Here is a 24927-nt window from a genome sequence, read left to right as displayed (position 1 = left end):
CAATGCGCCCTGCTCGGCTCATACGGCGGGCGCTTCCGTTGCGCCGCCCCTTGCGCACCTGCTGCAATCAGCGGGCGGGAATGGCCGCCATTGGCAGCGTAAAACTGCACTGAAGGCCGCCCTGCGGTGCCGGTTTGGCCCAGATTTCGCCACCATGCCGCATAACGATGTTTTTGCACAGCGACAAACCGATGCCATTGCCCCCGGCCTTCGACGAAGAAAACCCGTCGAACAGCCGGCCATGCGCGTCAGCGGCCACGCCTGGGCCGTTATCGATCACCTGCACGAGCGCGGACTTGCCCTGCAGGCGGGTGACAAGGCGCAATTCACCGCGCCGTGCAGCCGCATTCGGGCGCTCCGTCGTGTATTCCGTCAGCGCCTCGATCGCATTGAACGCCAGATTCAGTACGACCTGGCCGATCAGCACGCGCTCGCAATACACCGGCAAGGCTGCAGGCGCCTGCTCGATGGTGACCGCAATTCCCGCCTCTTTGGCGCGCAATTCGACGAAGTACGCGACGTCCGCGATGATGTCGCGCAGATCCGCATACGTCTCGCTCGGCTCTCGCTTGACGATGTAATCGCGCACGCTCTTGATGATGACCGCCGCGTGCTCGGCCTGACGATCGGCACTGCGCAGGCCCCACAACGCGTCCTCGACGGAACCGGGTTGTGCGAGCCGCCGGATCGCGCCTTCGATGAAATTGCGCACCGCGGCGAGCGGCTGGCTCAACTCGTGCGCAATGGCGGTCGCCATTTCGCCCATTGCGTTGTAGCGCCCCGCGTATTCCAGCAGCCGCGCCTCTTGACGACGCGCCTCTTCAACATCGACTTCGTCCGTGACATCGCGAAAGTGCAGCAGGCGGCCGTTGAGGTCGTCTTCGATCTCGATTCTTCTACACGTGATGCGCAACCAGCCCGCCGTGCCATCGTGGCGCGTGATGCGATAGCGCTGCGGTGCCGAAGGCTGGATGCGCGGCGCGCTGGCGAGCTGTTCGAGCAGACGGTCGCGATCAGACGCGCTGCAGTAGTCGAGCACGTCGCCCATCGGCGCGCCCTCTTCAAGACCCAGCACGCGCCGTCCGGATTCGCTGACGAATTCCACTTCACCCGCCGGTGTCAGTACCGCGACGCCTTCGCCGAGATCCTGCATGAACTCGCGCAGCCGCGACTCGTAGCGCCGCAGCGTCTGCTTGAGCGTGTCTTCGACGCTGATGTCGCGAAACTGCACCATCACCACCGCACGCTCGCGCAAGGGCACGTAGGTGGCAATGGCCTCGGACAGCATATCGGCCCCGCTACGCGAGCGGTAACACCACTCGTAGACCTGCGGGCCTTCGGTAATCGCACGGTCCATTGCGCCGACGCCGATCTCGCGCCGGTACTTCGGCACGGGGCGGGTCATGTCTTTCGCCTTGAGCGGCAGCATTTCTTCGAGCGTAAAGCCGAGCGCCTCGCAGGCCGCGCGATTGGCCCATACGATCGCCTTCGTTTCGGCGTCGTGCAGCAGCACGCACAGCGTCAGTGCGTCGAGCAGGCGGTGGAAATCTTCTTCGGCGGGGAAATTCATCGGGTGAGGCGGCGGCAAAATTCGATCACGTATGGGATGGAACATAACACCAGTCGGCACGATTCGCGTCTGAAGATTTCTTTAGATACCCCCGGCGCGTTACCTAAAAGTGCATCCCGTGTCCCAATTGAAGCGTTCTTTTTGCATTTCTAGACTGGCCTTACCGTGCACGCGTCGTCGCCTGCCTCATTGCCCGCGAACGAATCGTGCCTCGTGTTTCAGCCGATAACGAATCAAGGAGAAGCCCCCGCCATGTCAGACACCGCCACCGACAATATTGCCGCCGCGGACGCCAGCCGCGATGCAACACATTTGCCACTCGCCGACGTCATCGTCGAAATCGCGGCACGGCGCGAGGAGTTCGATCGCCTGTCACATGTGCCGCGCGACGTAATCGCCAAACTGAAGCGCGCCGGCGTGTATCGCGCGGCTACACCGAAGCGTTTCGGCGGCGATGCGCTCGCGCCCAGTGCGTTCCTCGAGATGATCGAACGCATCGCGGTGGCGGACGGTTCGGCGGCATGGGTCGCGAGTTTCGGCTCGGCAAACGTGTATCTCGCGGCCTTGCCTCTGGCAACTCAGGCGCACATTTACGCCGACGGCCCCGACCAGGTGTTTGCAGGGGGCCTCTTCCCGGTACAACCCGCGCAACCCGCCGACGGCGGCTGGCGTGTGAATGGCACGTGGAAATTCGCGAGCGGCTGCAAGGGCGCGGATTGGCTCGGCGTGGGGATTGGTGCGGCCGGCTCAGGTGCGGCCGGCTCAGGCGCGCCCGGCAAGCCACGCACGGCCGTGTTCCGCCCGCATCACGTCGAGATCGTCGAGAATTGGGATGTGGTCGGCATGCAAGGCACCGGCAGTCATGATCTGCGCGTCACCGATCAGTTCGTCGCCGACGACTGGACCTTCGTGCGCGGCGGCGAACCGTGCGTGGACGAACCGCTGTATCGCTACCCGACGATCGCCTACGCGGCGCAAGTGCTGGCCGTGGTCAATCTTGGCCTGGCACGTGCGGCGCTCGATGTCGCCAACCAGATGGCCGGCGGCCGCAAGACGACGACCGGCGCGCCGCAACTTGCCGACCGCGCGTACTACCGGATCGAACTGGCGAAAGCCGAAGCGCAATTGCGCTCGGCCCGCGCGTTCTTCTATGACACCACCGACGACGTCTGGCAATCGATCCTTGCCGGCAACCCCGTAACACCGGAGCAGACCAGCCTGCTGCGCCTCGCCGCCACGCAGATAGCCCGCGAAGGCGCCGATGTCGTGCAGCGCGCCTACCGGCTCGGCGGCACGATGGCGATCTACCGCACGCATCCATTACAGCGCCTGCTGCGCGACGCGATGGTGGTCACCCAGCACGCGTTCCTCGGCGAAGGCAACTTCGACGGCGCCGGTGCGGTGTTCGTCGGCGTACCGCCGATTCCGGGCTACCTGTAAGCCATTTTCTGCATTTTTCTCTTCAACCGATTTCATGGAGCACCCAACAATGTCCGATAACCAGAAGCTGCCCTTGCGCGTTCTGTTCTGCTGCGGCGTGACACAGAATTTCTTCGACTTGCCGCGCGAGAAGATCGGTGAAGTCTGGCAGGCCTACGGCAAGATGCTGGCTGCGGTCGAATCGATGGAAGGCGTCAACGTGCTCGGCATCATGGACGACGACCGCCTCACCGTCGGCAATGCCGACAACTCGCCGTGGACCTTCTACATCATGGCCGACGTGCGCGACTTCGATACCGCGGTGTCGGTGTGCAATCTGTATCGCACCACGCCGGTCGGCGAGTACAACCTATGGCGCTACGGCAAGATCGAAGCGCGCGTCGGCCGCGCGCTGGAAGTGCCGCCCCAACATGCCAACGCGGCTTGAGCATGCCGGAGCATGACGCGATGAACGAGACCCCGGATACGCTTGTCATGTTGACCGAACGGCTCGCCGCGCTCGAAGCCGAAGCTGCGGTACGTCGCACGATGGTGCGCTATATGGCGCTATGCGATGTGCCCTCGGGTGCGCTCGAAGGCGAGTCGCTCGCGGCCCTCTTTGCTGCCGACGCGATCTGGGAAGGCATCGGCCCGCAGTACGCGAGCAAGTTCGGTCACCTCACCGGCCAAGCGGAAATTCTCGCGATGCTCACGCGCTACTTGCCGCCGTCGCCGCATTTCTCGGTGAATGTGCACTTCCTCACCTCGGAAACCATCGAGGTACAGGGTGCAACCGCCAAAGGCCGCTGGATCATGCTGCAGGCGTCCGGCTATGTCGACACGCAGGCCGAGTTGATCTCGGCGCGCCTCGAGGTGGATTTCGCGCCCGCCGACAATGGCCGCGACTGGCTCATCACGCACTTTCGCACCGAACGTCTCTTCGATGCGCCCTGGCAAGTCAATGCAAGGAAACCGAACCCATGAATGAGTTTATCCAGACCTTGTCGTTAGGCGGCACAGGTCCCAGCATCGCGATCAAGGACACGATCGATATCGCCGGCTACGCGACTACCGCCGCGAGTCGCGCGTTGGCGGACACGCCCCCCGCCGCCCAGCACGCGGAAGTCGTGGAGCGATTGCTCGATGCCGGCTGGCACATTGTCGGCAAGGCGAATATGCACGAGCTGGCGTTCGGCATGACCGGGATCAACGACTATACCGGCACGCCGCAAAATCCCCAGGACGCCTCACGTATCCCCGGCGGCTCGTCGAGCGGGTCGGCGGCGGCCGTTGGTTTGAAGCTTGCCGATGCCGCGCTCGGTACGGACACCGGCGGTTCGATTCGCGGCCCCGCTGCGTGCTGCGGCGTGATCGGGTTGAAGCCGACTTATGGGCGCGTATCCCGGCGCGGTGTTGCACCGCGTGAATCCACACTCGATTGCGTCGGACCGTTCGCGCGCGAGATGCAGATGATCGTCGCCGCGATGCAGGCGATCACCGCCGACTTCGACATGCATGCCGCCCACGCGCCGCAAACAGGTGGGTGGAATGTCGGCATCGTGCAGGTCGACGCAACGCCTGAAATCCTCAAGGCCGTTACGCGCGCAGCAGGCCAGGCAGACTGCGCCGCGCGCACAGTGGAACTCGCGGGCTTTGCCGCCGCCTTCGAAGCGGGTCTGTCGATCATCAACGCCGAAACCTCGCATGCGTTCGGGCACCTCGTGGCAAGCGGCAAGCTCGGTGCCGACCTCGACGCGCGGTTGCGCGCCGCAGCAAAAACGACAGCCGTGCAACGCGATGCGGCGGAGTCGGTACGCCGGCAGTTCACCGCGGCCGTCGATTATGCGCTTGAAAGCGTGGACGTATTGATTCTCCCCACACTGCCCGCGCTGCCGATCACGCTCGACGAAGCACGCGGCGGCACCTCGGTCATCGCCATGTCGTCGTTGATCCGGCCGTTCAATCTGAGCGGCCATCCGGCACTGAGCTTACCTCTGGCTATCGACGGCTCACCGCTCAAGGCGGGTTTGCAGATTGTCGGCCGCAAAGGTGCGGATGAACAGGTCTGCGCAATGGCGGCGCGCTTTGAAACGGCCCTCGCCAGCTAAAGCGGATAATTGAGGTTGGAAAATACGGTTGCCATTTTCAACCGCCATTTTGCAGCGGAAGAATGCGCCTGGCAGATGAACCCGGTCGATGGGCCAGACAAACGGGCAACGCACCAAACCGCTGCACAGGCGGCAGTTTTCTCAAGGAATAGAAGCAATGCAGAAAAGAATCGTACTCGTCACCGGCGCTGCGCGCGGTCTCGGCGCCGCGATTGCCATACGCTTTCATGCAGCGGGTTACGCGGTTGCCATCGGCGACATTGCGTTCGATGCCGCGGAAGCCCTCGCCCGCGAACTCAGCGCCGACGGTTCGAGCGCCTTCGCACTCAATCTCGACGTCACCTCGAAGGCCTCGTTCGAATCCGCACGCGATGCCATCCTGCAACGCTGGGGCCGCCTCGACGCATTGATCAACAATGCCGGCGCATCCAAAGTCGTCCCCGTGATGGAGATCACCGCCGAACAGTTCGATCAGGTGATCAACGTAAATCTGCGCAGCGTGCTGTTCGGCTGCCAGGTGTTCGGTCAGCATTTCGCCGACGTCGGCGCAGGCCGCATCGTCAACATAGCCTCGCTGGCGGGACAGAACGGCGGCTCGGCTACCGGTGCACATTATGCAGCGGCCAAAGGCGGCGTCATCACGTTGACCAAGGTGTTCGCACGCGACCTCGGCGCGGCGGGCGTGACCGTCAACGCGATTTCGCCCGGGCCGATGGATTTGCCGATCGTGCACGAGAGCGTGGCACCCGACAAGCTGAAGGCAGTGATCGCCAACATCCCCGCCGGACGTCTGGGCTCAGCGGACTATGTTGCCGATGTCGCGGTCTTGCTGGCTGCGGAGAATGCTTACTTCGCGAACGGCGCGTGCTGGGATGTGAACGGCGGTTTGTTCATGCGCTGACGCTTTTTCTGGCTCACGTGGTGGCGCAGTGCCTCAACGAAGCGCACCGTTCGCGGATGTGTCCCGATCCCACACCGCCATCACGTCGCGCACCAGCATCGCGATCGAGGCCGCGCCGAGCTTGTCCTTGATGCTCGCACGATGCACGTCGACGGTCTTCACACTGATCGACAGATCGGAGGCGATGCGCTTGCTGCCCTTGCCGTCGATCACACCGCGCAGCACTTCTTTCTCGCGTGCCGTCAGCGACTCCAGGCGCTTCTTCAAATCGCGCTGCTTCTGATTCGCGGCATGACGCTGCGTGGCGAGTTTCAACGCGCGTTGCACGCGGTCGAGCATCTGCTGCGAGTTATACGGCTTCTCGACAAAATCGATCGCGCCGTTCTGCAAGGCGCGCACCGACATTGGAATATCGCCGTGACCACTGACAAAGATGATCGGCAGCGTCGCACCTTGACGGTTCAGCTCCGCTTGCACGTCGAAGCCGCTTTGCTCCGGCATGCGCACATCGAGCACGAGACATGCAGGCACGCTGGGATCAAAAGCGCTCAGAAATTCATTGGCGTTGGAAAAGCCCGCCGACTTCACGCCGACCGATTCGAGCAGCCACGCAAGCGACGTACGCATGCCGTTATCGTCGTCGACGATATAGACGATCGGTGCGAGGGACGGTGTGGATTGAGACGGGTGGGGCATGGAGTAAGCCGGAACGGTTCGGGGAGTGTGCGATTCGAAGCGTCTTGCCGCCTCATGATAACCAGTGAAAAAAGCGCTGCAAAGCGATAGTTACCCTGTAGCGTCGATTAACGTCCCCCACGCGCCCGCCATTGGGGCACGTATTGGGGAAAGCTTTAGACGGATTGGGAAAGACGCCCCCTTGCGCACCGCTCGCGCGGATTTTCTTCCGTACGTGGATTGATTACGCTTGAATCCAGATCCCTTCCGCGCCTCCTGAGGAACCCAGAACATGAAGCCGAATCCGCAATCGACTCCCGCCGTTGACACCGGTCTGGAAGCAAAACAGCAATTCCGTCAGGCCATGGCACATCTATCCGCGGCAGTGAATGTCATTACGACAGCCGGCCCACACGGACGCTGCGGCGTCACCGCAAGCGCCGTGTGCTCCGTCACCGATGTGCCGCCCACCCTGCTCGTCTGTCTGAACCGTTCGAGCGCGATGCACGCCACCTTCGAACACAACCGGCATGTTTGCATCAACGTGCTGCCCGGCGAGCACGAATTGCTCGCGCGCCACTTCGCCGGCATGACACAGGTGCCGATGGAAGAACGCTTTGGCTGGCCGATCTGGGACGAAGGCACGCACGGTGTGCCGGTATTGCGCGACGCGCTCGCGAGCCTGCAGGGCGAGATCGTCGATCTGAAGGAAGTGGGCTCGCACTCGGTGATGTTCGTCAAAACTACATGCATCAGCGTGCGCACGGACGGCGATGGATTAATCTATTTCGATCGCAACTTCCACCGCATCAAGCGCTCTGCATCGCATTGAGCGCGCCGGAAAGCATTGAGTGCAGCCGCGGCGTGAAGTCTGCTTAAACCACACCCGCGCTATCGGTATCAAACTGAAACTGCGGCACGGCTACGACGGCTTCGACGAAACAGTCGATCAAATAATCGCAGGCTGAGGTATTCAATGCATCGCGCCGCGAGATGATGCCCACCGACACGCGCGGCAAAGGCTCACGCACGGGTATCGAAACGAGCCGCTCGCGAATCCAGTCGGTTTCCAGAAAACTCTTCGGACAGCACGACAGCAGATCGCTGCTCACCGTCAGCGAAAAGCTCGCACTGAACGAACTGCACTCCACGACCACATGCGGCGCGCTTGCCCCGTGCTGCACAAAGAAATCCTGAAGCGACTGGCCGATACTTTCGGGCGTGGTGTTGAGCATCCACTCCGCGCCTTCCAGATTCGCGATCGATTCTGCATTCGCCAACGGATGCCCCTTGCGAGCGGAAATGATCAACTCGCCCTCGAGCAATGAGCGGAACACGAATTCCGGCGCGAGCTTTTTTTCATCGACGATAGCGATTACGAAGTCGAGCGAGCCATCGCGCAGCCGCGCCAACGCCGCCGTCAGAAAACCCTCCTGAACCGAGAGCCGCGTTTTCGGCATGCGCTGCCGGAATGAATGAATGGCGCGCGACAGAAACTTCAGCGATACCAGCGGCGTGACCGCACACGACACCGTACCGCCCGCCTGACCGGATAGATGGATCACGTCCTCTTTCGCATGCTGCATCTCGGCAAGGATGAGTCTTGCACGCGCGCACACGGCCTGGCCGAACTGCGTGAGTTGCGCGCCACGCGCGCTGCGCGACACCAGCGGCACGCCCAATTCCTGTTCGAGTTCGCGAATCGCCTTGGTCAACGCGGGCTGGGACAGGCACACCGTTTTGGCCGCGGCGCGAATGCTGCCGTGCTGGGCAATCGCCACTAAAGCGCGCAACTGGTTGTATTTCACGGGTAAGCGGTCGGGTAAACGGTTAGAGAAAGAGGCACGACGGTTGGCATCAACCCCCGGCTGAAATCAGCGGCTGACGGCTTGAATCGATGGTACACCGCGAGAAAACCCGCGGCCATGCTCCCAAATACCCATGCTGTGCTGCGCACATCAGCCGTAACCCGTACCCAGCCGGGCGCGATAACCCATCGTTATCACAATAAGAAAAAGCAAATCCAGCATGCTTTTTTGACTCCCTAGACTTTTCCTGTCGTCGTCATTGAGGGCGCTCCGTTCGGTCAAAGCGCACTCGCAATGATAGCGAAGCATCACGGCTTGATTCACCTCCAGAGGGATCCCGTTCATGAAGTCACCTTCACTCAGTTCTTCGCCGCACGATGTCAGTCAAAGCGCGAGGCATGGCGTATCGACCCGCGGGCTGATCGTCGCGACGACGATCGGCAACGCATTCGAATTCTTCGACCTCACCGTCTACAGCTTCTTTGCCGTGCTGCTTGGCAAGCTGTTCTTCCCCCTCGCGTCGTCGCAACAGCAACTCTTACTCTCAGTCGGCACGTTCGGCATTGGCTTCATCGCGCGCCCGCTGGGCGGTGTGCTGTTCGGCGTACTGGCGGACCGCTTCGGCCGCATCGCCGCGATGAATCTCACGCTCGTGACGATGGCGGTCGGCACCGGCCTGATCGGCGTGATGCCCACCTACGCACAAATCGGCTTCGCGGCACCGCTCGCGATCGTCGCCGCGCGTTTGCTGCAAGGTTTTTCCGCTGGCGGTGAAGTCGGCGTCGCGACTACCCTGCTCGCGGAACGCGCCTCTTCCGCGCGACGCGGCTACATCACGAGCTGGCAGTTCGCGAGCCAGGGTGCAGCAGCGCTGGCCGGCTCACTGGTCGGATTTCTACTGTCGCATTACCTCGACAAGGCTTCGCTCGAAACCTGGGGGTGGCGCATTCCGTTTCTTGCGGGCGTGCTGATCGCGCCGCTTGGTCTTTATCTGCGCTCGCGCCTGGGCGGCGAAGCGGATGCGCCGGCCGACGGCGCGCCCGAAGCCACCGGCGTGCTGAAAACGGTTCTGCAACGCGACTGGCGCCTCGTCCTGGTGGCCCTTTTTCTGGTGGTCGGCGGTACGTCGGCGCATTTCATCGTGATCTATTACATGTCGACGTATGCGATCAAAGTGCTGCATCTGCCGATGGATGCCGCGCTCTGGTGCGGGATTCTCGCAGGCGCCGTGATGCTGGTGGTGTCGCCGGTGGGTGGCATCTGGTCCGACACGTTCGGCCGCAAACGCGTCGCGTTCATTTCGCGCGTGCTGCTGACCGTGCTCATTTTGCCGGGCTTCTATCTGATCCAGCATTCGCCTTCGGTCAGCACGTTATATCTGGTGGTCTGCGCACTCGCTGCGTTGCACTCCCTCAACGCAGGCGCGACCGGTTCGATGTTGCCGGAGATGTTCCCCCGCAACACTCGTGCAACGGGGCTTTCGATTGCTTACGCCGCGGGGGTGTCGATCTTCGGTGGCTTCGCGCAGTTCATCGTGACGTGGCTGATTCAGGCGACCGGGAATCCGGCCGCGCCCGCCTGGTACGTAATCGTCTGCGGGGTGTTCTCGCTGGTCGCGCTGCTGTTCGTGGTCGACCGCACGCGTCAGGATATCTAGGCCGCCACATACGCGTCATTACCCCTTCAACATCACGAAATTCTCATGTCAGACACTCTTCATGCCGGTACCCCGTTCGCTACGAACAGCGAACTCTGCGACCTGTCCGCGCACACCCTGCTCGATCTGCAGCGAAAGAAGGAAGTGAGCGCCGTCGAAATTCTGAATGCGCACCTCTCACGCATCCACGCCGTCAACCCGCAGGTCAACGCACTGGTGACGATCGCCGACGATTCCGCCTTGAAGCACCGCGCCACAGAAATCGATGCACAATGGGCGCGCGGCGTCTGGCAAGGTCCGCTGCATGGCCTGCCGGTTTCGCAAAAGGACCTGACCGCGACGCGTGGTGTGCGCACCACGTTCGGTTCGACAATCTTCGAGCATCACGTCCCGCAGCACAGCGCACTGGTCGCGCGCCGCTGCGATGCCGCAGGTGCGCTAACGATCGGCAAATCGAACACGCCTGAGTTCGGCGCCGGCTCGCACACCTTCAATGATGTGTTTGGCGTGACACGCAATCCGTGGGACCTGAGCAAATCCGCCGGCGGCAGCAGCGGCGGCGCGGCGGCGTCTGTCGCGTGCGGGATGAATCCACTTGCTTGCGGCAGCGATATGGGGGGCTCGCTGCGCAACCCGGCCGCGTGGAATGCGGTGGTCGGTCTGCGTCCATCGCCGGGACGCGTGCCGCGCGCGCCGGATTCGAACGGCTGGGCGACGCTCGGTGTCGACGGGCCGATGGCGCGCGACGTCGCCGATACCGCCTTGCTGTTAAGCGCGATCTCCGGGCCCTCCGGCGAAACCGCGACCGAAATCAGCGAATCAGGATCGCGCTTCGCGCAACCGTTGCACCACGATTTTCGCGGTACACGTATCGCCATGTCGGTTCAGCTCGCCGGTCTTGCAGTCGATCCCGAGATTCAGCGGGCCGTGCAAGCCCAGGCCGCGGTGTTCGAGTCAATGGGTTGCGAAGTGGAATTCGCCGACCCCGACCTCGGCGATGCCGAGGACGTGTTCCGCATTGAGCGAGCGTGGATGATCGGCAGCGTGGTCGATCGGCTCGATGCCGATGCACGCGCCCAACTGAAGCCGGAAATCGAAGCCGAGTGCCGCTTGCACCGTTCGCTATCCGCGGCGGATCTGGGCGATATGTTCGTGCGCAAGACGGCCTTGTTCGAGCGCATGCGCGGCTTCATGGACAAGCACGCATACTACGTGCTGCCCGCCACGCAGATGCTGCCCTTCGATGCCGATCTGCGCTGGCCCACTGAATTCATGGGCATGCGGTACGACTCGTACATCGACTGGATGCGCATCTGCTGGTATCTGTCCTCCACCGAATCGCCGGTGCTCGCTTTGCCGTGCGGCTTTAGCGCGGCCGGCTTGCCGATTGGCTTGCAGATCGCAGGACGTTTTCGCGACGACTGGGGTCTGCTGCAGTTCGGCCACGCCTATGAGGCCGCTGCGGCGCACGGCGCGATGCGGCCACCGCTAGTTGCCGGGCGCCATTAGCGTTATCCATGAAGGTTTGGGTTATATGAGCAATGCGTGAGGGTTGTTGTGCGGCATAGGTTTTGATTTGTTGCCTACGGGTGCTTTTTTCTGTTTGCCTACGGCGTTGGGGTTTGCCTGAAATTGTTTGCCTGCGTGGTGCTTTGTTTGTCTGTGCTTTTGTGGTTCTGGTCTTTCGTTGATCTGACTTTTTTGGCCTTTCCTTGAATTTTTATTGGTTTATTAGCGTCGCCCCTGTGCGGGGCAGGCACCTACTTTTCTTTGCCTGCTGCAAAGAAAAGTAGGCAAAAGAAAGCAGCTCACACCGCTAATTCTTAAGTGGGTCCCCTGGCTTGGAGGTGGTGCATCTGGAATCTGTGTCTTCGCGCATTCAGCTTTGGTGACAAGGGCGTCATACTTCCGGCGGCGCTGCGCGCGCCGAAGCGCACTTCATAAAACCATCCACTACGTTTTCGTACTCGCGTTTCATTCAACCCCTCGCCGAGGCGAAGCCGATGGCTTCCACCGAGCGCAAACGAAGCCAGTGTTTCCCATGCATACCCATCCGCGACGCACGCAGTGCGGAGTGGGCGCTGATGAGCGCTTTGTCACTAGTGCCGAATGTGCGGGGGCACGGATTCCAGATGCACCACTACCGCAACTGTGCGGGGGACCCGCTTAAGAATTAGCGGTGTGAGCGGCGGATTCTTTGCTTATCTTTCTTTGCGGCGGCAAAGAAAGTAAGTGCCTGCCCCGCACAGGGGCGAACGCTAATAAACCAATAACAATTCAAGGAAAGGCCAACACCATAAAAACACAAACAAACAAGCGCCGCACAGGCAACAAATCAACCTACTTCACATCAAACGCGTAATCCCCATGCGTGCGATGCCCGTCGGAAGCCACGGCCACCCAGTGCACGGTGTAATGACCCGCCGCGAGCGTCGGTAGCGGCACAGCGATCGCCGCCGCCTGATGCGCGTCGACTACGGATTTCTCCGTGTTGACCTGCTTGCCGCTCGCGTCGGTCACCGTCAGCGAGCTGAATGACGGCTCGAGCGGCCCGTCGAATATCAAGCGAACCTGAGCGGGCGACGCCACTGTCGCGCCCGCACCCGGCTCCTGCTTCTGCGGAAACACATGGGCGAAAGCGGCGCTCGCGAACGCGAGCCCGGCAATCAGCAAGGGCATCTTCGCTGCGGCACGCAGCTGGTCACGTCGGTCGTTTTTCATCGTTTGCTCCTGCATTGCTGTATTACTGCGTTACTGGAATAGCGGTTTGCCGATCGTGGTCGGCGCGACATCGTCGAAGAAGATATGCGCCTGAACCAGAATGCCCACGTGCGAACCGCTTGCGTGGTTGATCGGGATTTGCGCTTCAACGCCGAACTGGCCATAACGGTTGATCCAGATGAAGCCCGGATTGACCGTGCCGGTTGTCTGCCCCTGGCTTCTCGATAGCGGAATTTCCACCAGCGGGATGACGTTCGCCAGGGGCTGCGGCAGGCCAATGTCGCGCACGTGCTGCTGAAGATACGGCAAGCTGTATTGCACAGTGAAGCCGTAGTTGAATGCGTTCGGCTGCCCCGCCCCTGTTGTCAGCGCCGGGCCGGCTTCACCCGTGATCGCGATCGGCCGCAAATACGCAAGCGATGCAGGAAGATCGCCCATGCCCTTGCCGGCGTAAATCGTCGGCGAGATCGTCGAAAAGTTGTCCGCGACCGCGCGGCTTCCCGTGCCACCGAGTTCGGCATCCACGCCGATCGAAGTCATGAACTCATGTTCATCGTTGACGTACAGCAAGTACTTCAAACCGACGCCGAAATTGTCAAAGCCGTGCGCCTTCGGATTGTTTTGCATCGCATAGGTGCCGTCTACCGACACCGCCAGCCGCGGTGTGATCAGCTTGTCGTACTCGAAGTCGAAGGTATTGATGCTTTGATCGCCACTGTCGCCTGGCACGCGCTGGTGACCGTATTCGAAGTTGGCTTCGTCGCCGACACCGGGATCGTCGACAGCCATCGTCGACGGAAAGACGCGATTACCCGCAATCGCGTGAGCACTGGCGAGTGAAGGAGTGAAGAGAAATACGCTGGCGGTAGCCGCAACGAGCGACGCCGCGCGCAGCGGTATCGCGCTGCGCGTTGCCTGGGTTTGCATGGTTCATCCTGTTCATGGGTCGTGACAATGCCGGCGCGCGCCTTGACAGGCGGACGTGCGGCGGCATCGCGATGCGGTCATGGCATCGCAACGGCGTGACTCGAATCAGGATGTGAACGGAGGGGCGCGGGGCTGCGCGAAGGTGAGCGGTTCGACACGGCGAACGCGCTCGAAGCGGGTGGCGACAGTGTGCTGAAGCGCGCGGACGGTGACGGAGAACAGCGCCTCGACGCTCGGCACCACGGGCATGTGGGCGAGCAGACTGCAATAGCCGCAGGCGTCGCCGTCGGACATGGCTGCGTGTTGAGCGTGTTTGCTGCCGGGGTTGTCCGATGCCTGATCGTGCATGGAGGACATCGAGGATGTAGCACCCATCTCCGGCATGGACGCCATCGAGGATGTAGTGTCCGTCTCCGCCATCGACGCCATCGAGCAATGCTCGGCGTCCATTCCGGTTTCACCGCCATCGCGCGCAGCGAGCGAATGCGAGATCGTCGGCGCGAGTGTGGCCATAAGGATCGCAAACAATCCCAGCCAACTGCCGATCTTCCGATGGAAACGACTCAAGATGCGCCCGGCGACACGTTTAGAAGCTGTCGTGGATTATGCCATGGCCTATGGTATGTCCTGATCGGCATGGCGCCGCTTATGCCGGACATTTCACCTGCCTGCAGCGCATGCATCCGTTGCGGCGCTGCAGCGCTCCGGCACCGCAATGGCGGGAATTCGTTCGAAGCCCGACGGTCCGGCGGCCACCCGCGGTCAATAGAGCAAACTGCCGACGGCAAACCCGCTGCGGACGGTAGACAATGCTTCATCCCGGCTATCTGCACGGAGTATCCATGAAAGCGCATCGCCCGCGTCCTCCGCACTTTCCCGGCGATGCTTCGCACGCGGAGTGGCGCGATCACACCTTGCCTTACATCATCGTGGCCGCGCTGATCGTGCTGATCATCACGCTGATCGTTTGGGTGGTCGATCCGGCGCCGCCGAAGACCATCACCCTAAGCGCGGGTCCGCACGATAGTTCGTTCCTCGTTACCGCGAATCAGTACAAGAAGATCCTCGCGCGCAACGGCATCACGCTGAAGGTGCTGGAGTCCGATGGCTCGGTGCAAAATCTGGGCCGTCTGCTGGACCCGAAGCAGCATGTCGACCTCGCGCTCGTGCAAGGCGGCGTGGCCGACGGTCTCGATACGTCGTCCCTGATGTCGCTCGGCAGCGTTTTCTATATTCCGGTAGTGGTGTTCTATCGCGGCACGGGTATCAGCGAGCTTTCACAACTGGAAGGCAAACGGATTGCAATTGGCCGCGAAGGCAGCGGCACGCGCCTCCTCTCGCTCAAACTGCTGGAAGCAAACGGCATCCAACCGGGCGGCAACACGGTACTGGTGCCGAGCGACGGCATGCAGGCCGCCACGCAACTCGTGGCCGGCGATGTCGACGCGGCGATCCTCAACGGCGACTCCGCGACGCGCGGCCTGATGTTGCGGCTCCTGAAAGTGCCCGGCATCTCCGTGATGGATTTCGACGAAGCGAGCGCCTATACGCGTCTCTTTCCTTATCTCGACGAGATCGACCTGCCGCCCGGCGTGCTGGATCTCAGGCGCAGAATTCCGCCCGACACCATCCATCTGATCAGCCCGACGGTCGAACTCGTGGCCCGGACTGGTCTGCATCCGGCAATTTCCGACTTATTGATCGAGGCGGCGCAGGAGGTGCACGGCATGCCGGGGCTGTTGCAGCACGCGGGGGAGTTTCCGAGTTCGGTCGCTCATGAATATCAGATCAGCGAAGACGCGCAGCGCTACTACAAGACCGGCAAGAGTTTTCTGTACCGCACGCTGCCGTTCTGGGTCGCGAGCATCGGCGATCGCACGCTCGTTCTGCTGCTGCCGATGGCAGTGTTGTTGTTTCCGGCGATGCGCCTGATCCCGGCCCTATACCGGTGGCGCGTGCGCTCGCGCATCTATCGCTATTACGGTGCGCTGATTGCGATCGAACGCGGCGCACTGGCCGACTCGGCCGAGGAAGAACGCAAGCAGCTTTTCGCGGAGCTCGATCATATCGAGGCGTCGCTGAGCCGCTTGCGTATGCCGCTCGCATACGCCGACGCGTTCTATGTGCTGCGCGAGCACGTCGGCTTCGTGCGGGTCCGGCTGGCGGCGCAAGGCGGCCGCCTTTAACAGGGTGGCGGCCCTTTACGCTTCGGCGGTGGCCGACGGTGCTGCCGGCGGCGTAGTCGATTCAGCGGCGGGGGTGTCCGTCGAGGCAGCCTGCGGCTGGCTCTCAGTCTCGACTTGCGGAGTGGCCGCTGCTTGCGCTGCTGCATCGACCGAAACGGCCGATGCAGCAGAAGCATTGGCGGACGCATCAGCCGACGAGGCCGCTGCTTTCGCCGCGCCCCTGCCCGCGCGATGCGCCTGCAGACGCTGCGCGCCCGCCGCTTCCTGCGCCGTCACCTTGCCTGCTTCGCCGCCCGTCAGATCGACGCGCGCGGCGCCTTCAACCAGGCATTTCCAGTAGCGGCTGCCACGGCACCAGGTCTTGATCGCGTCGCGCAACTCCGCTTCGCTCAGCGACAGCTCCTTCGCGTGAACCACGAGATCTTCGAAGATGCCAACCTTCAGCGGCAGCTTGGGCGCAGGATTCTTCGGGAAAACATTCGGGAAGCGCTTCTGCAGTCTCCCGATCGATTTCACCACCGGGTCCACCGGCTTCGCGTCGACCGCCGGCCTGGCGTCAGCCGCCGGCTTGGCGTCGATCGCTGGCTTGTGACCAGGCGCCGCACGACGCGGCGGCGACGGCTTGCGCGCGGGCTTCGCACCGGGCTTGGCGACCGGCTTGGCCGCAGGCGCAGCTTCGGCCCGTGCCGCAGCCAGTTGCTTCTTCAATTCAGCGAGTTGTTCGAAACCCATAGCGCACAATCAATCGAGAAAGACAGGATTGTAGCAGCGTGTTGAAACATACTCGTGAGAGGCGGTGAGACAGCGCGCGCCAGCGGCGGCGAACGTTCTGCTGTGGCACGATTAAACTCGATACTTTCGGCCCCTCTTCCCGCTTTCCCATTTCATGGACGGCAAATAAAACCCGTATTTCATTGCGCTTTTCGAAGGCTGGAGTTGAAGATCCTATTTTTGCCGCCAAGGTAAAAAATTAGCTTTTGACCGCCACAGGCACCCTCATCTCAACCGCGGTCAGGCCAAAAACCGACACGCACAAGCCGGGCCAGCCGGCGTTGTTGCGCAGGGAAAGCTGCAGTTGGTGCCGTGCGGCGATCCGGGCCACAATCGCCAGCCCAAGTCCGCTACCGTCGCCCTGGGCTTCCTCCCCGCGATAGAAGCGGTCGAAAACCCGCTCGATCTCAGCCTCCGGTATCCCGGACCCGCTGTCCACGACATCAAATCCCACGCGCTCACCGGACCGCTTCAGAATCACATCCACGCGCCCGCCCCGCGGCGTGTGCCGGATCGCGTTGTTAATCAGATTCCCCAGCAACACACTCATCCCGTGCGGCTCAGCCAGCACCCTATAAGGGTCGTAGCCCGCACCCGCGTCTTCGCACTCGAGCCCGAGATCAATCTCCCGCATCTCCGCGAGCAGCGACAGGTCTCCCACCGCCTGTTCGCCGATCCGGCGCAAACTCACCGGCACCATCGACGTCACCGGATGCGCATCCTCACGCGCCAGCGTCAACAACTGCTGCACCAGGTGAATGATCCGGTTGACTCGCTCCTCGACGCGCTCCAGCGCTTGCCCCTCGCCCTTTAACGAACCATCGCGGGAAGCCGCCTGCAATTGCAGCTTCAGCGCGGCAAGCGGCGAACGCAACTCATGCGCGGCGTCGGCGATAAACGTGCGCTGCGCCTGCGAAGCAACGTTCAGCCGTTGCAACAGGTCGTTGAGCGCTTCGACCAGTGGCTTGATTTCGACCGGCACGCTGCCATCCAGACGCAATGGTTCCAGCGAATCGATCGAACGGGTTGTCAGCGCGCGCGTCAGGCCGCCGATCGGCGCGAGCCCCCTTGCCACCACCAGCAGCACCAGCACGATCGTCACCGGCACCAGCACGCCGAGCGGCCACAGTGTATGCAGCGCCAGTTGCAGCGCCAGGTCTTCGCGCACGGAGATCGGCTGCGCAACTTGGATATACCGGTCCGGCTGCTCCAACCCGAACGCGCGCCAGTGGCTCTCGCCGCGCTCGACCGTGCTGAAACCCGCTGGCAAACGCGAGAATACCGGCGCCTGCATCGAGTGATAGATGAGCTTGCCGGAGTGGTCCCAGATTTCGATCACGACCCGGTCGTCGGCCAGATCACCCAGGTCAGGATTGCGATGCTCGCCGTCGCCCGCGCCGGCCAGACTCGACGGCAACGACAGCGCCACCGTACGCAGCTCGTAGTCGAACAGTTCGCCCGCTTCCTCGCGCGCGGTGTGAAAAATACCGAAGCCGGCCACGCCCGAGGCCGCGGCCAGACCGAAAATCAGCCAGCCCAGCAGCCAGCGGCGAATCGACGTCATCAGCACCTCTTCAGACGATAACCCACGCCGCGCACGGTCACCACCTGCTCTGCGCCGATCTTGCGCCGCAAGCTGTGCACGTGCACTTCGATGGTGTTGCTGCCCACCTCCTCGCCCCAGCCGTATAGCTTCTCTTCCAGCTCAGGCTTGGTGAACACGCGCGTGGGCTCTTCAATCAATGCCTGCAGCAAGGCGAACTCGCGCGGCACGAGCGGCAGCAGTTCGCCGCCTTTGGTGACTTCGTGCGCCGCGGGATCGAGCGTGAGCTCGCCGTGCGCATAGATGGGTTGCTTCTGGCCCGTGCGCCGCCGCAATAGCGCGCGTACCCGCGCAGCCAGTTCGTCAAGGTCGAATGGCTTGATCAGGTAATCGTCGGCGCCCGCATCGAGGCCGCGAATCCGCTCATCGACCGCGTCACGCGCGGTCAGGATGATCACGGGCGCAGCGCCGCCGCTCTTTCGATAGGCATTGAGCACATCGATGCCGTCTTTCTTCGGCAAGCCGAGATCGAGCAGCACGAGGTCGTACACCCCGTTACCCAACGACAGTTCCGCCGCGCGGCCGTCTTCGGCCCAATCGATCGCGTAGCCCGAGCGGCGCATCGCGCCCAACACCGTCTCCGCAATCATGTGGTCGTCTTCGACCAGTAGCAGACGCATGGCCTCTCCTCTCTCCAATTTGCCCGCATTGTCCGGCCCGCTTGCTTAAGGCTTCCTTATCGGGTCCTTAGGGGACGCTTAGGCGACGCTGAAGGGAGGCTTATGGGACGCTTAAATTTCGGTTAAGCGTTCCTTAAGCTCCCCATCAGCAGAATCAGCACCTGTTCTGCGACATCCGTTCGCGGTTGTCCCACCTTTGTTTCAGGAGCCGGATTTTGCCCGTTTTCAACGCCGCAGCAACGGTCATTTCAGCGGCTATCGCAGCGAAGCGGCCTGCCGGACTGGCTGCCTCGCTCGCGGCTAAATCACCAGCCACCTCGGAAGCGAGGCGACGGCCGGGACCGGTCACCGCGCTCGCCGCTCAACCAGCGGCCGCCCCCGCAGCGCGCTGGCGCGTGCTCGTGTCCGTCTGCGCAATGCTGTTAGGCGGATGCACGTGGTATCACCGCGCGCCGCTTGCGCCGCAGGATACATCCACCTCCACCCGCTCGCTCGAACGCATCCAGATCGATCCGTCGACCATGCCGCTGCCCGAACTGGCCGCACATCGCTTCGATCCGTCCGACGGGCTCGACATCGACGAAGTCGCGATGCTCGCGGTGGCGAACAATCCCGACCTGAAGCTGGCCCGCGACGATCTCGGCATCGCTCATGCGCAAGCCTATTCCGCAGGGCTGCTACCCGACCCGCAACTGAGCGTGTCGAGCGATTACCCAGGCGCGGCCGGCACCACGCGCGCGTTCAATTATGGCCTGAGCATCGACGTGATGGCGATCGTGCTGCGCAGCGCAAATAAGCAATCCGCCGATGCGACGGTGGCCAAAACCGATCTCGGCCTGCTGTGGCAGGAATGGCAGATCGTCGTAGAGGCGCGGCAGTTGTTCATCAAAACGCGCTTTCAGCAGGACACGCTGCCGCTGCTACTACAACTGCGCGACCTCGCGCGCACGCGCTACGAGCGTATGGCCGAAGCGCACCGCGACGGCAATCTCACCGACGACGCATTGACCGCCGCGCTGATCGCATACAGCGACGCACGCAAACAATACACCGACGCCGAACGTGCAGCGGAACAGACGCATCACGATCTGAACGCGCTGCTCGGCCTCTCGCCCGAGGTGCAACTGCAACTCACCGGCAGCGAAGACACGTCCGAACTGCCCGACGCCAGGCTGGATGCAGCGCTCGCCAAACTCGCGCAGCGCCGTCCCGATCTGATCGCGCTGCAAGCGGGTTACGAAGCGCAGGAACAGAAATATCGCGCGGCGATTCTCAGCCAGTTCCCGAGCCTGTCGGTGGGTTTCGTGCGTGCCCGAGACACCTCGAACATCTACACCAGCGGCTTCCAGATCAATCTGAGTCTGCCGATCTTCAATCGCAATCAAGGCAACGTCGCGATCGAAAAAGCGACCCGTCAGCGCCTGCGCGACGAATATCAGTCGCGCCTGAATCAGGCTTATGCCGATGTCGCCCATATGCGTGCGGACGGCGTGATTCTCACGCGACAGTTGCAGCAGACCGAAGCCGCGCTACCCGATGTCGATCTCGCCGCGCAACATGCGGCCGCGGCCTACGCGCAGCACAATCTCGTGCTTGGCGCCTACACCGATGCGCAAAGCGCCGCGCTGACCAAACGTGTCGACGTCGCTACGCTGCGAGAATCGCTCGCCGAACAACGCGTCGGCTTGCAGGCACTGCTGGGCAGCGCGATTCCCGATGCCTTTTCCTCCGCTCAGTCCTTCACCGAAATTCATGCGAAATAGCCCACTTGCCGCGCGTTGGCCGCGCATCGCTTCCTATGCGATTACCCTTGTTTGGGTCGCGCTGACAAGCGCCGGCATCCATGCGGCCGATGCAGTCGGCGCGCCCGCTGGCGACGGAGCAACCGACCAACCCGTCGTATCCGTACAGACCGTGCGGGTGCAGCGCGCCGTCATCGCCCAACCGGTACGCGCGTATGGCATCGTCGCGGCGTCCACATCGAACCTGACCACCGTTAATCTGCCGTACGTCGCGCGTATCGTGCAGATGCGCGTGCAGGCCGGCCAAAGCGTGACGCGCGGCACACCGCTTTTCGTCGTGCAAGCCGACCCCGCCGCAGTACTTGCCGCCACTCAGGCAAAAAGCGCCGTGACGCTGGCGCAAGGCGAGCTCGCGCGCACGCAATCGCTGTACGACAAAGGGCTTGCCACGCAATCGCAGCTCGCCACCGCGCGCAAGGCCGCCGACGACGCGCAGCAGGCGCTCGCCGCGCAGAATCAGACGGGCGTTGCGGGCGGCAACAAGGTCATCGCGGCGCCGATCGACGGTGTGGTGTTACAGGTATCCGCGGCACAGGGCGATCAGGTCCAGCCCGGCGCCGCGATCCTGCAACTGGCCGGTGGGAGCGGCAAGGACGCGCGCGCGAACGTGATGCTGGGCGTCGAACCGTCGGATGTCGCCGCTATTCATGCTGGCGACACGGTCACCCTGCACGGCTTGTCCACCTCGCTCGCAAAAGCTGCGGCGGATGGCCGCGTGGTGCTGGTCGGCGCATCGGTCGATCAACAGAGCCAGCTCGTCAACGTCGGCGCGAATGTCCCGCTCGGACAGACCGCATTCATTCCGGGCACGCGTGTCAGCGCCGACATCGCGACGCGCAGCGGCACGCATTGGGTCGTGCCGCGTGCCGCCGTGCTGAAAGACGCCACAGGCACGTACGTGTTCCAGATCACGCCGCAAAACAAGGCCCGCCGCGTGGCAGTGGTCACGCAGGTCGAGAACGGTGAGCGCTACGGCGTGGACGGTTCGATCGACGGCGGCGAAGGCCTCGTCGTCAGCGGCAACTATGAGTTGAAGGACGGCATGGCGGTGCGCACCGGTGGAGGCGCGCCGCGATGAATTTCGGTCAATGGATGCAGAAGCACCGGCGCTCGCTGTTGTTCGTGATCGCGTTGCTGGCGATCGCGGGCGCGCTGACCGCGTTTCGCCTGCCGATCTCGCTGTTCCCGAACGTCGCCTTTCCACGCGCCGTGGTCTCGCTCGACGCGGGCGACCGCCCCGCCGAACAGATGGCGACGCTCGTCACGATGCCGGTCGAAGAAGCACTGCGGCGCGTGCCGAACGTACGCGACGTTGAATCGACCACGAGCCGCGGGTCGGCGGAAATCTCGATCAATTTCGACTGGGGCACCGATATGGCGCAAGCCACGTTGCAGGCACAGTCGGCCATCAGCGAGATCCTCGCGACGCTTCCGCAAGGCACCTCGATGCAGGTGCGGCGCATGGACCCGACCGTGTTCCCGGTGCTCGCGTATAGCCTGACGTCGAAACAGCAGTCGCTGTCGGCGTTGCGCGATCTTGCACAGTTCCAGATGCGTCCGTTGCTGTCGTCAGTGGAAGGCGTGGCGCGCGTCGAAGTGACGGGTGGCGCGCAGGACGAATTCGAAGTCGCGATCGATCCGGCGCGCCTCGCCGCTTACAAGCTCTCGCTTTCCGATGTGTCGAAAGCGATTGGCGCGAGCAACGTGCTGATGGCTACCGGCCGCATTGAGGATCACTACAAGTTGTACCTCGTGATCGCCAACAGCACGATCACGCGACTCGACGAACTGCGCAACGTGGTGGTGTCGGCCAACGGCGCGACGCAGATCCGTCTCGGCGACATCGCGACGGTCCGTCAGGGCGTCATGCCGCAATGGATGCGAATCACCGCCGACGGCCAGGACGCCGTGCTGCTGAACGTCTATCAGCAGCCGGGCGCGAACAGCGTAGCAATGGCCAAGGCAATCCGTGCGAAGCTCGCCGACTTCCAGCATCAGATGCCGGCTGGCGTGCATCTCTCGAACTGGTACGACCAGAGCGAATTGGTGATTGCCTCGGCGACCAGCGTGCGGGACGCGATCATGATCGGCGTGGTGCTCGCCGCGTTCACACTGTTTGCTTTCCTGCGTAACTGGAAAATCACGGCGATTGCGGTTGCCCAGGTGCCGGTCGTGATGGCCGCGACGATCCTGCTGCTCGACGTGTTCGGCATGGGCTTCAACATCATGACGCTCGGCGGGATGGCCGCCGCGGTCGGCCTCGTGATCGACGACGCGATCGTGATGATCGAACACATCGTGCGACGCATGCGCGAAGGCGGTGCGCACCAGTTCCATGGCCGCGTGATGGCGGCGGCACTCGAATTCACGCGGCCGCTGGCCGGTTCGTCGGCTGCGACGCTGATCATTTTCGTGCCGCTCGCGTTTCTGTCCGGCGTGACGGGCGCGTTCTTCAAGGCGCTTTCGGTGACGATGGCAAGCGCCCTGTTCATTTCGTTTCTCGTCACCTGGCTCGCGGTGCCGATTCTGTGCGACCGCTGGCTAAAGCCGAGAGATGCCGAGGAGCACAAGGAAACCCGTTTCGCCTCATGGATGAACCGGCGCTACGGTTTCCTGATCGAGCGCGTGACGGCACGCCCGATTCTCGTGCTGCTCGGCCTGCTGCCGCTGATTGTCGTGGCCGCGTTCGCGTTCACACGTGTGGGCAGTGGTTTCATGCCGAGCATGGACGAAGGTGGTTTCGTGCTCGACTATCACACCGATCCGGGCACGTCCGTGACCGAAACCGACCGGCTGATGAAGCAGATCGAAGGCATTATTCGCGCGAATCCGAACGTTGCGACTTACTCGCGCCGCACCGGCGCCGGTCTCGGCGGCGATCTGAACGAGCCCAACAAGGGCGACTTCTTCGTGCGCTTGAAATCGAGTGGCCGCGAGCCGATCGAAACGGTGATGGAAGAGATCCGCTCGAAGATCGAGACGCAGGTGCCGGGCGTGAATATCGAACTCGCGCAATTGATGGAGGACCTGATCGGCGATCTGACCGCGGTGCCACAGCCGGTCCAGATCAAGATCTACTCCGACGACCAGAACACGCTTGACACTACCGCACGCAAGGTGGCCGCGCAGATCGGCAAGATTCAGGGCGTGGTGGACGTGAACGACGGCATCAACCCGGCGGGCGACGCGCTCGAACTGAACATCCGGCCGGAGGCCGCGGCGGCCGAGGGCATGGACCCGCAGTCGATTGCGCAGGCGGTTTCCGACATGGTGGAAGGCAATGTAGCGACGCAGTTCCAGACCGGGCCTAAGACGGTGGGCGTGCGGGTGCGTGTGGCCGGCGCACTGAAACTAACCGATACGCAGCTGGGGCAATTGCAGATTCGCGCACCGGACGGCCACCTGTTCGCGCTGAATCGTGTCGCCGATCAGGTGACGGTGACCGGCCAGCCGGAAATCAGCCGCGACAACCTTAAACGGATGGTGGCCGTGACGGCGCGAATCGACGGCCGCGATCTCGGCTCGACAATCGCGGACGTACAGAAGGCGCTGAGCGACAAGAGCTTGTTGCCGACTGGCGTGTATTACGAGTTGGGTGGTTTGTACCAGCAACAGCAGATTGCCTTCAAGGGTTTGTTGAGCGTGTTCGGTGCTGCGATTGCGTTGGTGTTTGGATTGCTGCTGTTTTTATATGAACGCTTTCGCGTGGCGCTGGCGGTGATGGCGATGCCATTGTTGGCGACGGGTGCGGTGTTTATTGGACTGTGGATTACCGGCATCGAGTTGAACATCTCCGCGATGATGGGGATGACGATGATTATCGGCATCGTGACCGAGGTGGCGATTTTTTATGTGTCGGAGTTGCAGGGGCTGATTCGGGATGAAGGTATCGGTTTTGAGAAAGCGCTGATCGCGGCGGGGCGGAATCGGTTGCGGCCGATTGCCATGACGACTATTGCGGCTATTCTGGCGCTGTTACCGTTGGCTTTTGCCCTCGGGCAAGGGTCGGCTATGCAGCAGCCTTTGGCGGTTGCCATTATTTCTGGGTTGATTGTGCAGTTGCCGTTGGTGTTGTTGTTGTTGCCGGTGGTGTTGAAGTTGTTGATGAGGGAGGCTATTTAAATTGGTTTTTTTTGCCTGCGCGGCGCTTAATGTTGTG

22 protein-coding genes are annotated in these 24927 nt (G+C 62.5%); 12 read left to right on the top strand and 10 right to left on the bottom strand.

Features of this window, described 5'->3' with window-relative positions:
* Positions 1-67: 67 nt before the first annotated feature.
* Positions 68-1570, bottom strand: a complete 1503-nt coding sequence (locus PQQ52_RS25925; protein ID WP_408217624.1) for a PAS domain-containing sensor histidine kinase — start codon at positions 1568-1570, stop codon at positions 68-70.
* A gap of 252 nt (positions 1571-1822) precedes the next feature.
* Between PQQ52_RS25925 and PQQ52_RS25920 the strand changes: the two genes are divergently transcribed.
* The 5 genes from PQQ52_RS25920 (at position 1823) to PQQ52_RS25900 (ending at position 5998) form a co-directional block, all read left to right on the top strand.
* Entirely contained in the window at positions 1823-3010 is a 1188-nt protein-coding gene (locus PQQ52_RS25920; protein ID WP_408217621.1) for an acyl-CoA dehydrogenase family protein, read from the top strand.
* Between the two features lie 49 nt (positions 3011-3059).
* Positions 3060-3437 (top strand): hypothetical protein, encoded by a 378-nt coding sequence (locus tag PQQ52_RS25915; RefSeq protein WP_408217618.1) that lies wholly within the window; start codon positions 3060-3062, stop codon positions 3435-3437.
* A gap of 20 nt (positions 3438-3457) precedes the next feature.
* The gene (locus PQQ52_RS25910) at positions 3458-3973 is read left to right on the top strand and encodes a nuclear transport factor 2 family protein (protein ID WP_408217615.1); all 516 of its coding nucleotides are present in this window, start codon (positions 3458-3460) and stop codon (positions 3971-3973) included.
* The gene (locus PQQ52_RS25905) at positions 3970-5097 is read left to right on the top strand and encodes an amidase (RefSeq protein WP_408217612.1); all 1128 of its coding nucleotides are present in this window, start codon (positions 3970-3972) and stop codon (positions 5095-5097) included. The genes PQQ52_RS25910 and PQQ52_RS25905 overlap by 4 nt, the downstream gene beginning before the upstream one ends.
* A gap of 157 nt (positions 5098-5254) precedes the next feature.
* Positions 5255-5998, top strand: a complete 744-nt coding sequence (locus PQQ52_RS25900) for an SDR family NAD(P)-dependent oxidoreductase (RefSeq protein WP_408217610.1) — start codon at positions 5255-5257, stop codon at positions 5996-5998.
* A 33-nt stretch (positions 5999-6031) separates the two neighbouring features.
* On the opposite strand, the gene PQQ52_RS25895 is transcribed toward PQQ52_RS25900, so the two are convergent.
* A complete protein-coding gene (locus PQQ52_RS25895) occupies positions 6032-6694 on the bottom strand; it encodes a response regulator transcription factor (protein WP_408217607.1) in 663 nt (220 codons plus the stop codon).
* 271 nt (positions 6695-6965) lie between these two features.
* Here PQQ52_RS25895 and hpaC point away from each other — a divergent pair, with 271 nt between their 5' ends.
* A complete protein-coding gene (hpaC, locus tag PQQ52_RS25890; RefSeq protein WP_408217604.1) occupies positions 6966-7505 on the top strand; it encodes a 4-hydroxyphenylacetate 3-monooxygenase, reductase component in 540 nt (179 codons plus the stop codon).
* A gap of 43 nt (positions 7506-7548) precedes the next feature.
* Here hpaC and PQQ52_RS25885 read toward each other — a convergent pair whose 3' ends face one another.
* Together PQQ52_RS25885 and PQQ52_RS25880 are read right to left on the bottom strand one after the other, a co-directional pair.
* Entirely contained in the window at positions 7549-8481 is a 933-nt protein-coding gene (locus tag PQQ52_RS25885; RefSeq protein ID WP_408217601.1) for a LysR substrate-binding domain-containing protein, read from the bottom strand.
* Positions 8482-8631: 150 nt separating this feature from the next.
* Positions 8632-8826, bottom strand: a complete 195-nt coding sequence (locus PQQ52_RS25880; protein WP_408217599.1) for a hypothetical protein — start codon at positions 8824-8826, stop codon at positions 8632-8634.
* On the opposite strand from PQQ52_RS25880, the gene PQQ52_RS25875 reads away from it, so the two are divergent.
* Both PQQ52_RS25875 and PQQ52_RS25870 read left to right on the top strand, forming a co-directional pair.
* The gene (locus PQQ52_RS25875) at positions 8825-10138 is read left to right on the top strand and encodes an MFS transporter (RefSeq protein ID WP_408217596.1); all 1314 of its coding nucleotides are present in this window, start codon (positions 8825-8827) and stop codon (positions 10136-10138) included. The two genes, PQQ52_RS25880 and PQQ52_RS25875, sit on opposite strands and share 2 nt — an antisense overlap.
* 45 nt (positions 10139-10183) lie before the next feature.
* Entirely contained in the window at positions 10184-11647 is a 1464-nt protein-coding gene (locus PQQ52_RS25870) for an amidase (RefSeq protein ID WP_408217593.1), read from the top strand.
* An 831-nt stretch (positions 11648-12478) separates the two neighbouring features.
* Here PQQ52_RS25870 and PQQ52_RS25865 read toward each other — a convergent pair.
* The 3 genes from PQQ52_RS25865 to PQQ52_RS25855 all read right to left on the bottom strand — a co-directional run bounded on the left by PQQ52_RS25865 (position 12479) and on the right by PQQ52_RS25855 (position 14353).
* Complete coding sequence (locus PQQ52_RS25865) at positions 12479-12859, bottom strand: copper resistance CopC family protein (RefSeq protein WP_408217590.1); 381 nt, start codon at positions 12857-12859, stop codon at positions 12479-12481.
* Between the two features lie 30 nt (positions 12860-12889).
* Positions 12890-13786 (bottom strand): hypothetical protein, encoded by an 897-nt coding sequence (locus tag PQQ52_RS25860; protein WP_408217587.1) that lies wholly within the window; start codon positions 13784-13786, stop codon positions 12890-12892.
* Between the two features lie 105 nt (positions 13787-13891).
* A complete protein-coding gene (locus tag PQQ52_RS25855; protein WP_408217584.1) occupies positions 13892-14353 on the bottom strand; it encodes a DUF2946 domain-containing protein in 462 nt (153 codons plus the stop codon).
* 275 nt (positions 14354-14628) lie between these two features.
* On the opposite strand from PQQ52_RS25855, the gene PQQ52_RS25850 reads away from it, so the two are divergent.
* Complete coding sequence (locus PQQ52_RS25850; RefSeq protein WP_408217581.1) at positions 14629-15972, top strand: TAXI family TRAP transporter solute-binding subunit; 1344 nt, start codon at positions 14629-14631, stop codon at positions 15970-15972.
* Between the two features lie 15 nt (positions 15973-15987).
* Here PQQ52_RS25850 and PQQ52_RS25845 read toward each other — a convergent pair whose 3' ends face one another.
* From PQQ52_RS25845 to PQQ52_RS25835, 3 genes are all read right to left on the bottom strand, one after another.
* Positions 15988-16704 carry a ProQ/FinO family protein gene (locus PQQ52_RS25845; RefSeq protein WP_408217578.1) on the bottom strand — a complete coding sequence of 239 codons (717 nt, stop codon included), beginning with the start codon at positions 16702-16704 and terminating at the stop codon, positions 15988-15990.
* 238 nt (positions 16705-16942) lie between these two features.
* On the bottom strand, positions 16943-18307 hold the full coding sequence (locus PQQ52_RS25840) for an ATP-binding protein (protein ID WP_408217575.1): 1365 nt from the start codon (positions 18305-18307) through the stop codon (positions 16943-16945).
* Positions 18307-18966, bottom strand: a complete 660-nt coding sequence (locus tag PQQ52_RS25835; protein WP_408217572.1) for a response regulator — start codon at positions 18964-18966, stop codon at positions 18307-18309. Before PQQ52_RS25835 ends, PQQ52_RS25840 begins: the two co-directional genes overlap by 1 nt.
* Positions 18967-19181: 215 nt before the next feature.
* Here PQQ52_RS25835 and PQQ52_RS25830 point away from each other — a divergent pair, with 215 nt between their 5' ends.
* Genes PQQ52_RS25830 through PQQ52_RS25820 form a run of 3 tightly spaced genes read left to right on the top strand, consistent with a single transcriptional unit; the run spans position 19182 to position 24890 of the window.
* Positions 19182-20729, top strand: a complete 1548-nt coding sequence (locus PQQ52_RS25830; protein WP_408217570.1) for a TolC family protein — start codon at positions 19182-19184, stop codon at positions 20727-20729.
* Positions 20719-21846: an efflux RND transporter periplasmic adaptor subunit gene (locus PQQ52_RS25825; RefSeq protein WP_408217568.1), complete on the top strand. Its 1128-nt coding sequence runs from the start codon at positions 20719-20721 to the stop codon at positions 21844-21846. The genes PQQ52_RS25830 and PQQ52_RS25825 overlap by 11 nt, the downstream gene beginning before the upstream one ends.
* Positions 21843-24890, top strand: coding sequence for an efflux RND transporter permease subunit (locus PQQ52_RS25820; RefSeq protein WP_408217565.1), 3048 nt, complete (start codon positions 21843-21845; stop codon positions 24888-24890). Before PQQ52_RS25825 ends, PQQ52_RS25820 begins: the two co-directional genes overlap by 4 nt.
* The last annotated feature ends 37 nt before the right edge of the window (positions 24891-24927 follow it).

Source organism: Paraburkholderia sediminicola, assembly GCF_046030555.1.
GTDB classification, from domain to species: domain Bacteria; phylum Pseudomonadota; class Gammaproteobacteria; order Burkholderiales; family Burkholderiaceae; genus Paraburkholderia; species Paraburkholderia sediminicola_E.
This window is presented reverse-complemented; position numbering and strand designations above follow the sequence as displayed.

Bases quoted from the DNA above. Each gene is read 5' to 3' on its own strand.
- PQQ52_RS25925 (WP_408217624.1), bottom strand. From the start codon at position 1,570: ATGAATTTCCCCGCCGAAGAAGATTTCCACCGCCTGCTCGACGCACTG.
- PQQ52_RS25920 (WP_408217621.1), top strand. From the start codon at position 1,823: ATGTCAGACACCGCCACCGACAATATTGCCGCCGCGGACGCCAGCCGC.
- PQQ52_RS25915 (WP_408217618.1), top strand. From the start codon at position 3,060: ATGTCCGATAACCAGAAGCTGCCCTTGCGCGTTCTGTTCTGCTGCGGC.
- PQQ52_RS25910 (WP_408217615.1), top strand. From the start codon at position 3,458: ATGAACGAGACCCCGGATACGCTTGTCATGTTGACCGAACGGCTCGCC.
- PQQ52_RS25905 (WP_408217612.1), top strand. From the start codon at position 3,970: ATGAATGAGTTTATCCAGACCTTGTCGTTAGGCGGCACAGGTCCCAGC.
- PQQ52_RS25900 (WP_408217610.1), top strand. From the start codon at position 5,255: ATGCAGAAAAGAATCGTACTCGTCACCGGCGCTGCGCGCGGTCTCGGC.
- PQQ52_RS25895 (WP_408217607.1), bottom strand. From the start codon at position 6,694: ATGCCCCACCCGTCTCAATCCACACCGTCCCTCGCACCGATCGTCTAT.
- hpaC (WP_408217604.1), top strand. From the start codon at position 6,966: ATGAAGCCGAATCCGCAATCGACTCCCGCCGTTGACACCGGTCTGGAA.
- PQQ52_RS25875 (WP_408217596.1), top strand. From the start codon at position 8,825: ATGAAGTCACCTTCACTCAGTTCTTCGCCGCACGATGTCAGTCAAAGC.
- PQQ52_RS25880 (WP_408217599.1), bottom strand. From the start codon at position 8,826: ATGAACGGGATCCCTCTGGAGGTGAATCAAGCCGTGATGCTTCGCTAT.
- PQQ52_RS25870 (WP_408217593.1), top strand. From the start codon at position 10,184: ATGTCAGACACTCTTCATGCCGGTACCCCGTTCGCTACGAACAGCGAA.
- PQQ52_RS25865 (WP_408217590.1), bottom strand. From the start codon at position 12,859: ATGAAAAACGACCGACGTGACCAGCTGCGTGCCGCAGCGAAGATGCCC.
- PQQ52_RS25860 (WP_408217587.1), bottom strand. From the start codon at position 13,786: ATGCAAACCCAGGCAACGCGCAGCGCGATACCGCTGCGCGCGGCGTCG.
- PQQ52_RS25850 (WP_408217581.1), top strand. From the start codon at position 14,629: ATGAAAGCGCATCGCCCGCGTCCTCCGCACTTTCCCGGCGATGCTTCG.
- PQQ52_RS25845 (WP_408217578.1), bottom strand. From the start codon at position 16,704: ATGGGTTTCGAACAACTCGCTGAATTGAAGAAGCAACTGGCTGCGGCA.
- PQQ52_RS25840 (WP_408217575.1), bottom strand. From the start codon at position 18,307: ATGACGTCGATTCGCCGCTGGCTGCTGGGCTGGCTGATTTTCGGTCTG.
- PQQ52_RS25835 (WP_408217572.1), bottom strand. From the start codon at position 18,966: ATGCGTCTGCTACTGGTCGAAGACGACCACATGATTGCGGAGACGGTG.
- PQQ52_RS25825 (WP_408217568.1), top strand. From the start codon at position 20,719: ATGCGAAATAGCCCACTTGCCGCGCGTTGGCCGCGCATCGCTTCCTAT.
- PQQ52_RS25820 (WP_408217565.1), top strand. From the start codon at position 21,843: ATGAATTTCGGTCAATGGATGCAGAAGCACCGGCGCTCGCTGTTGTTC.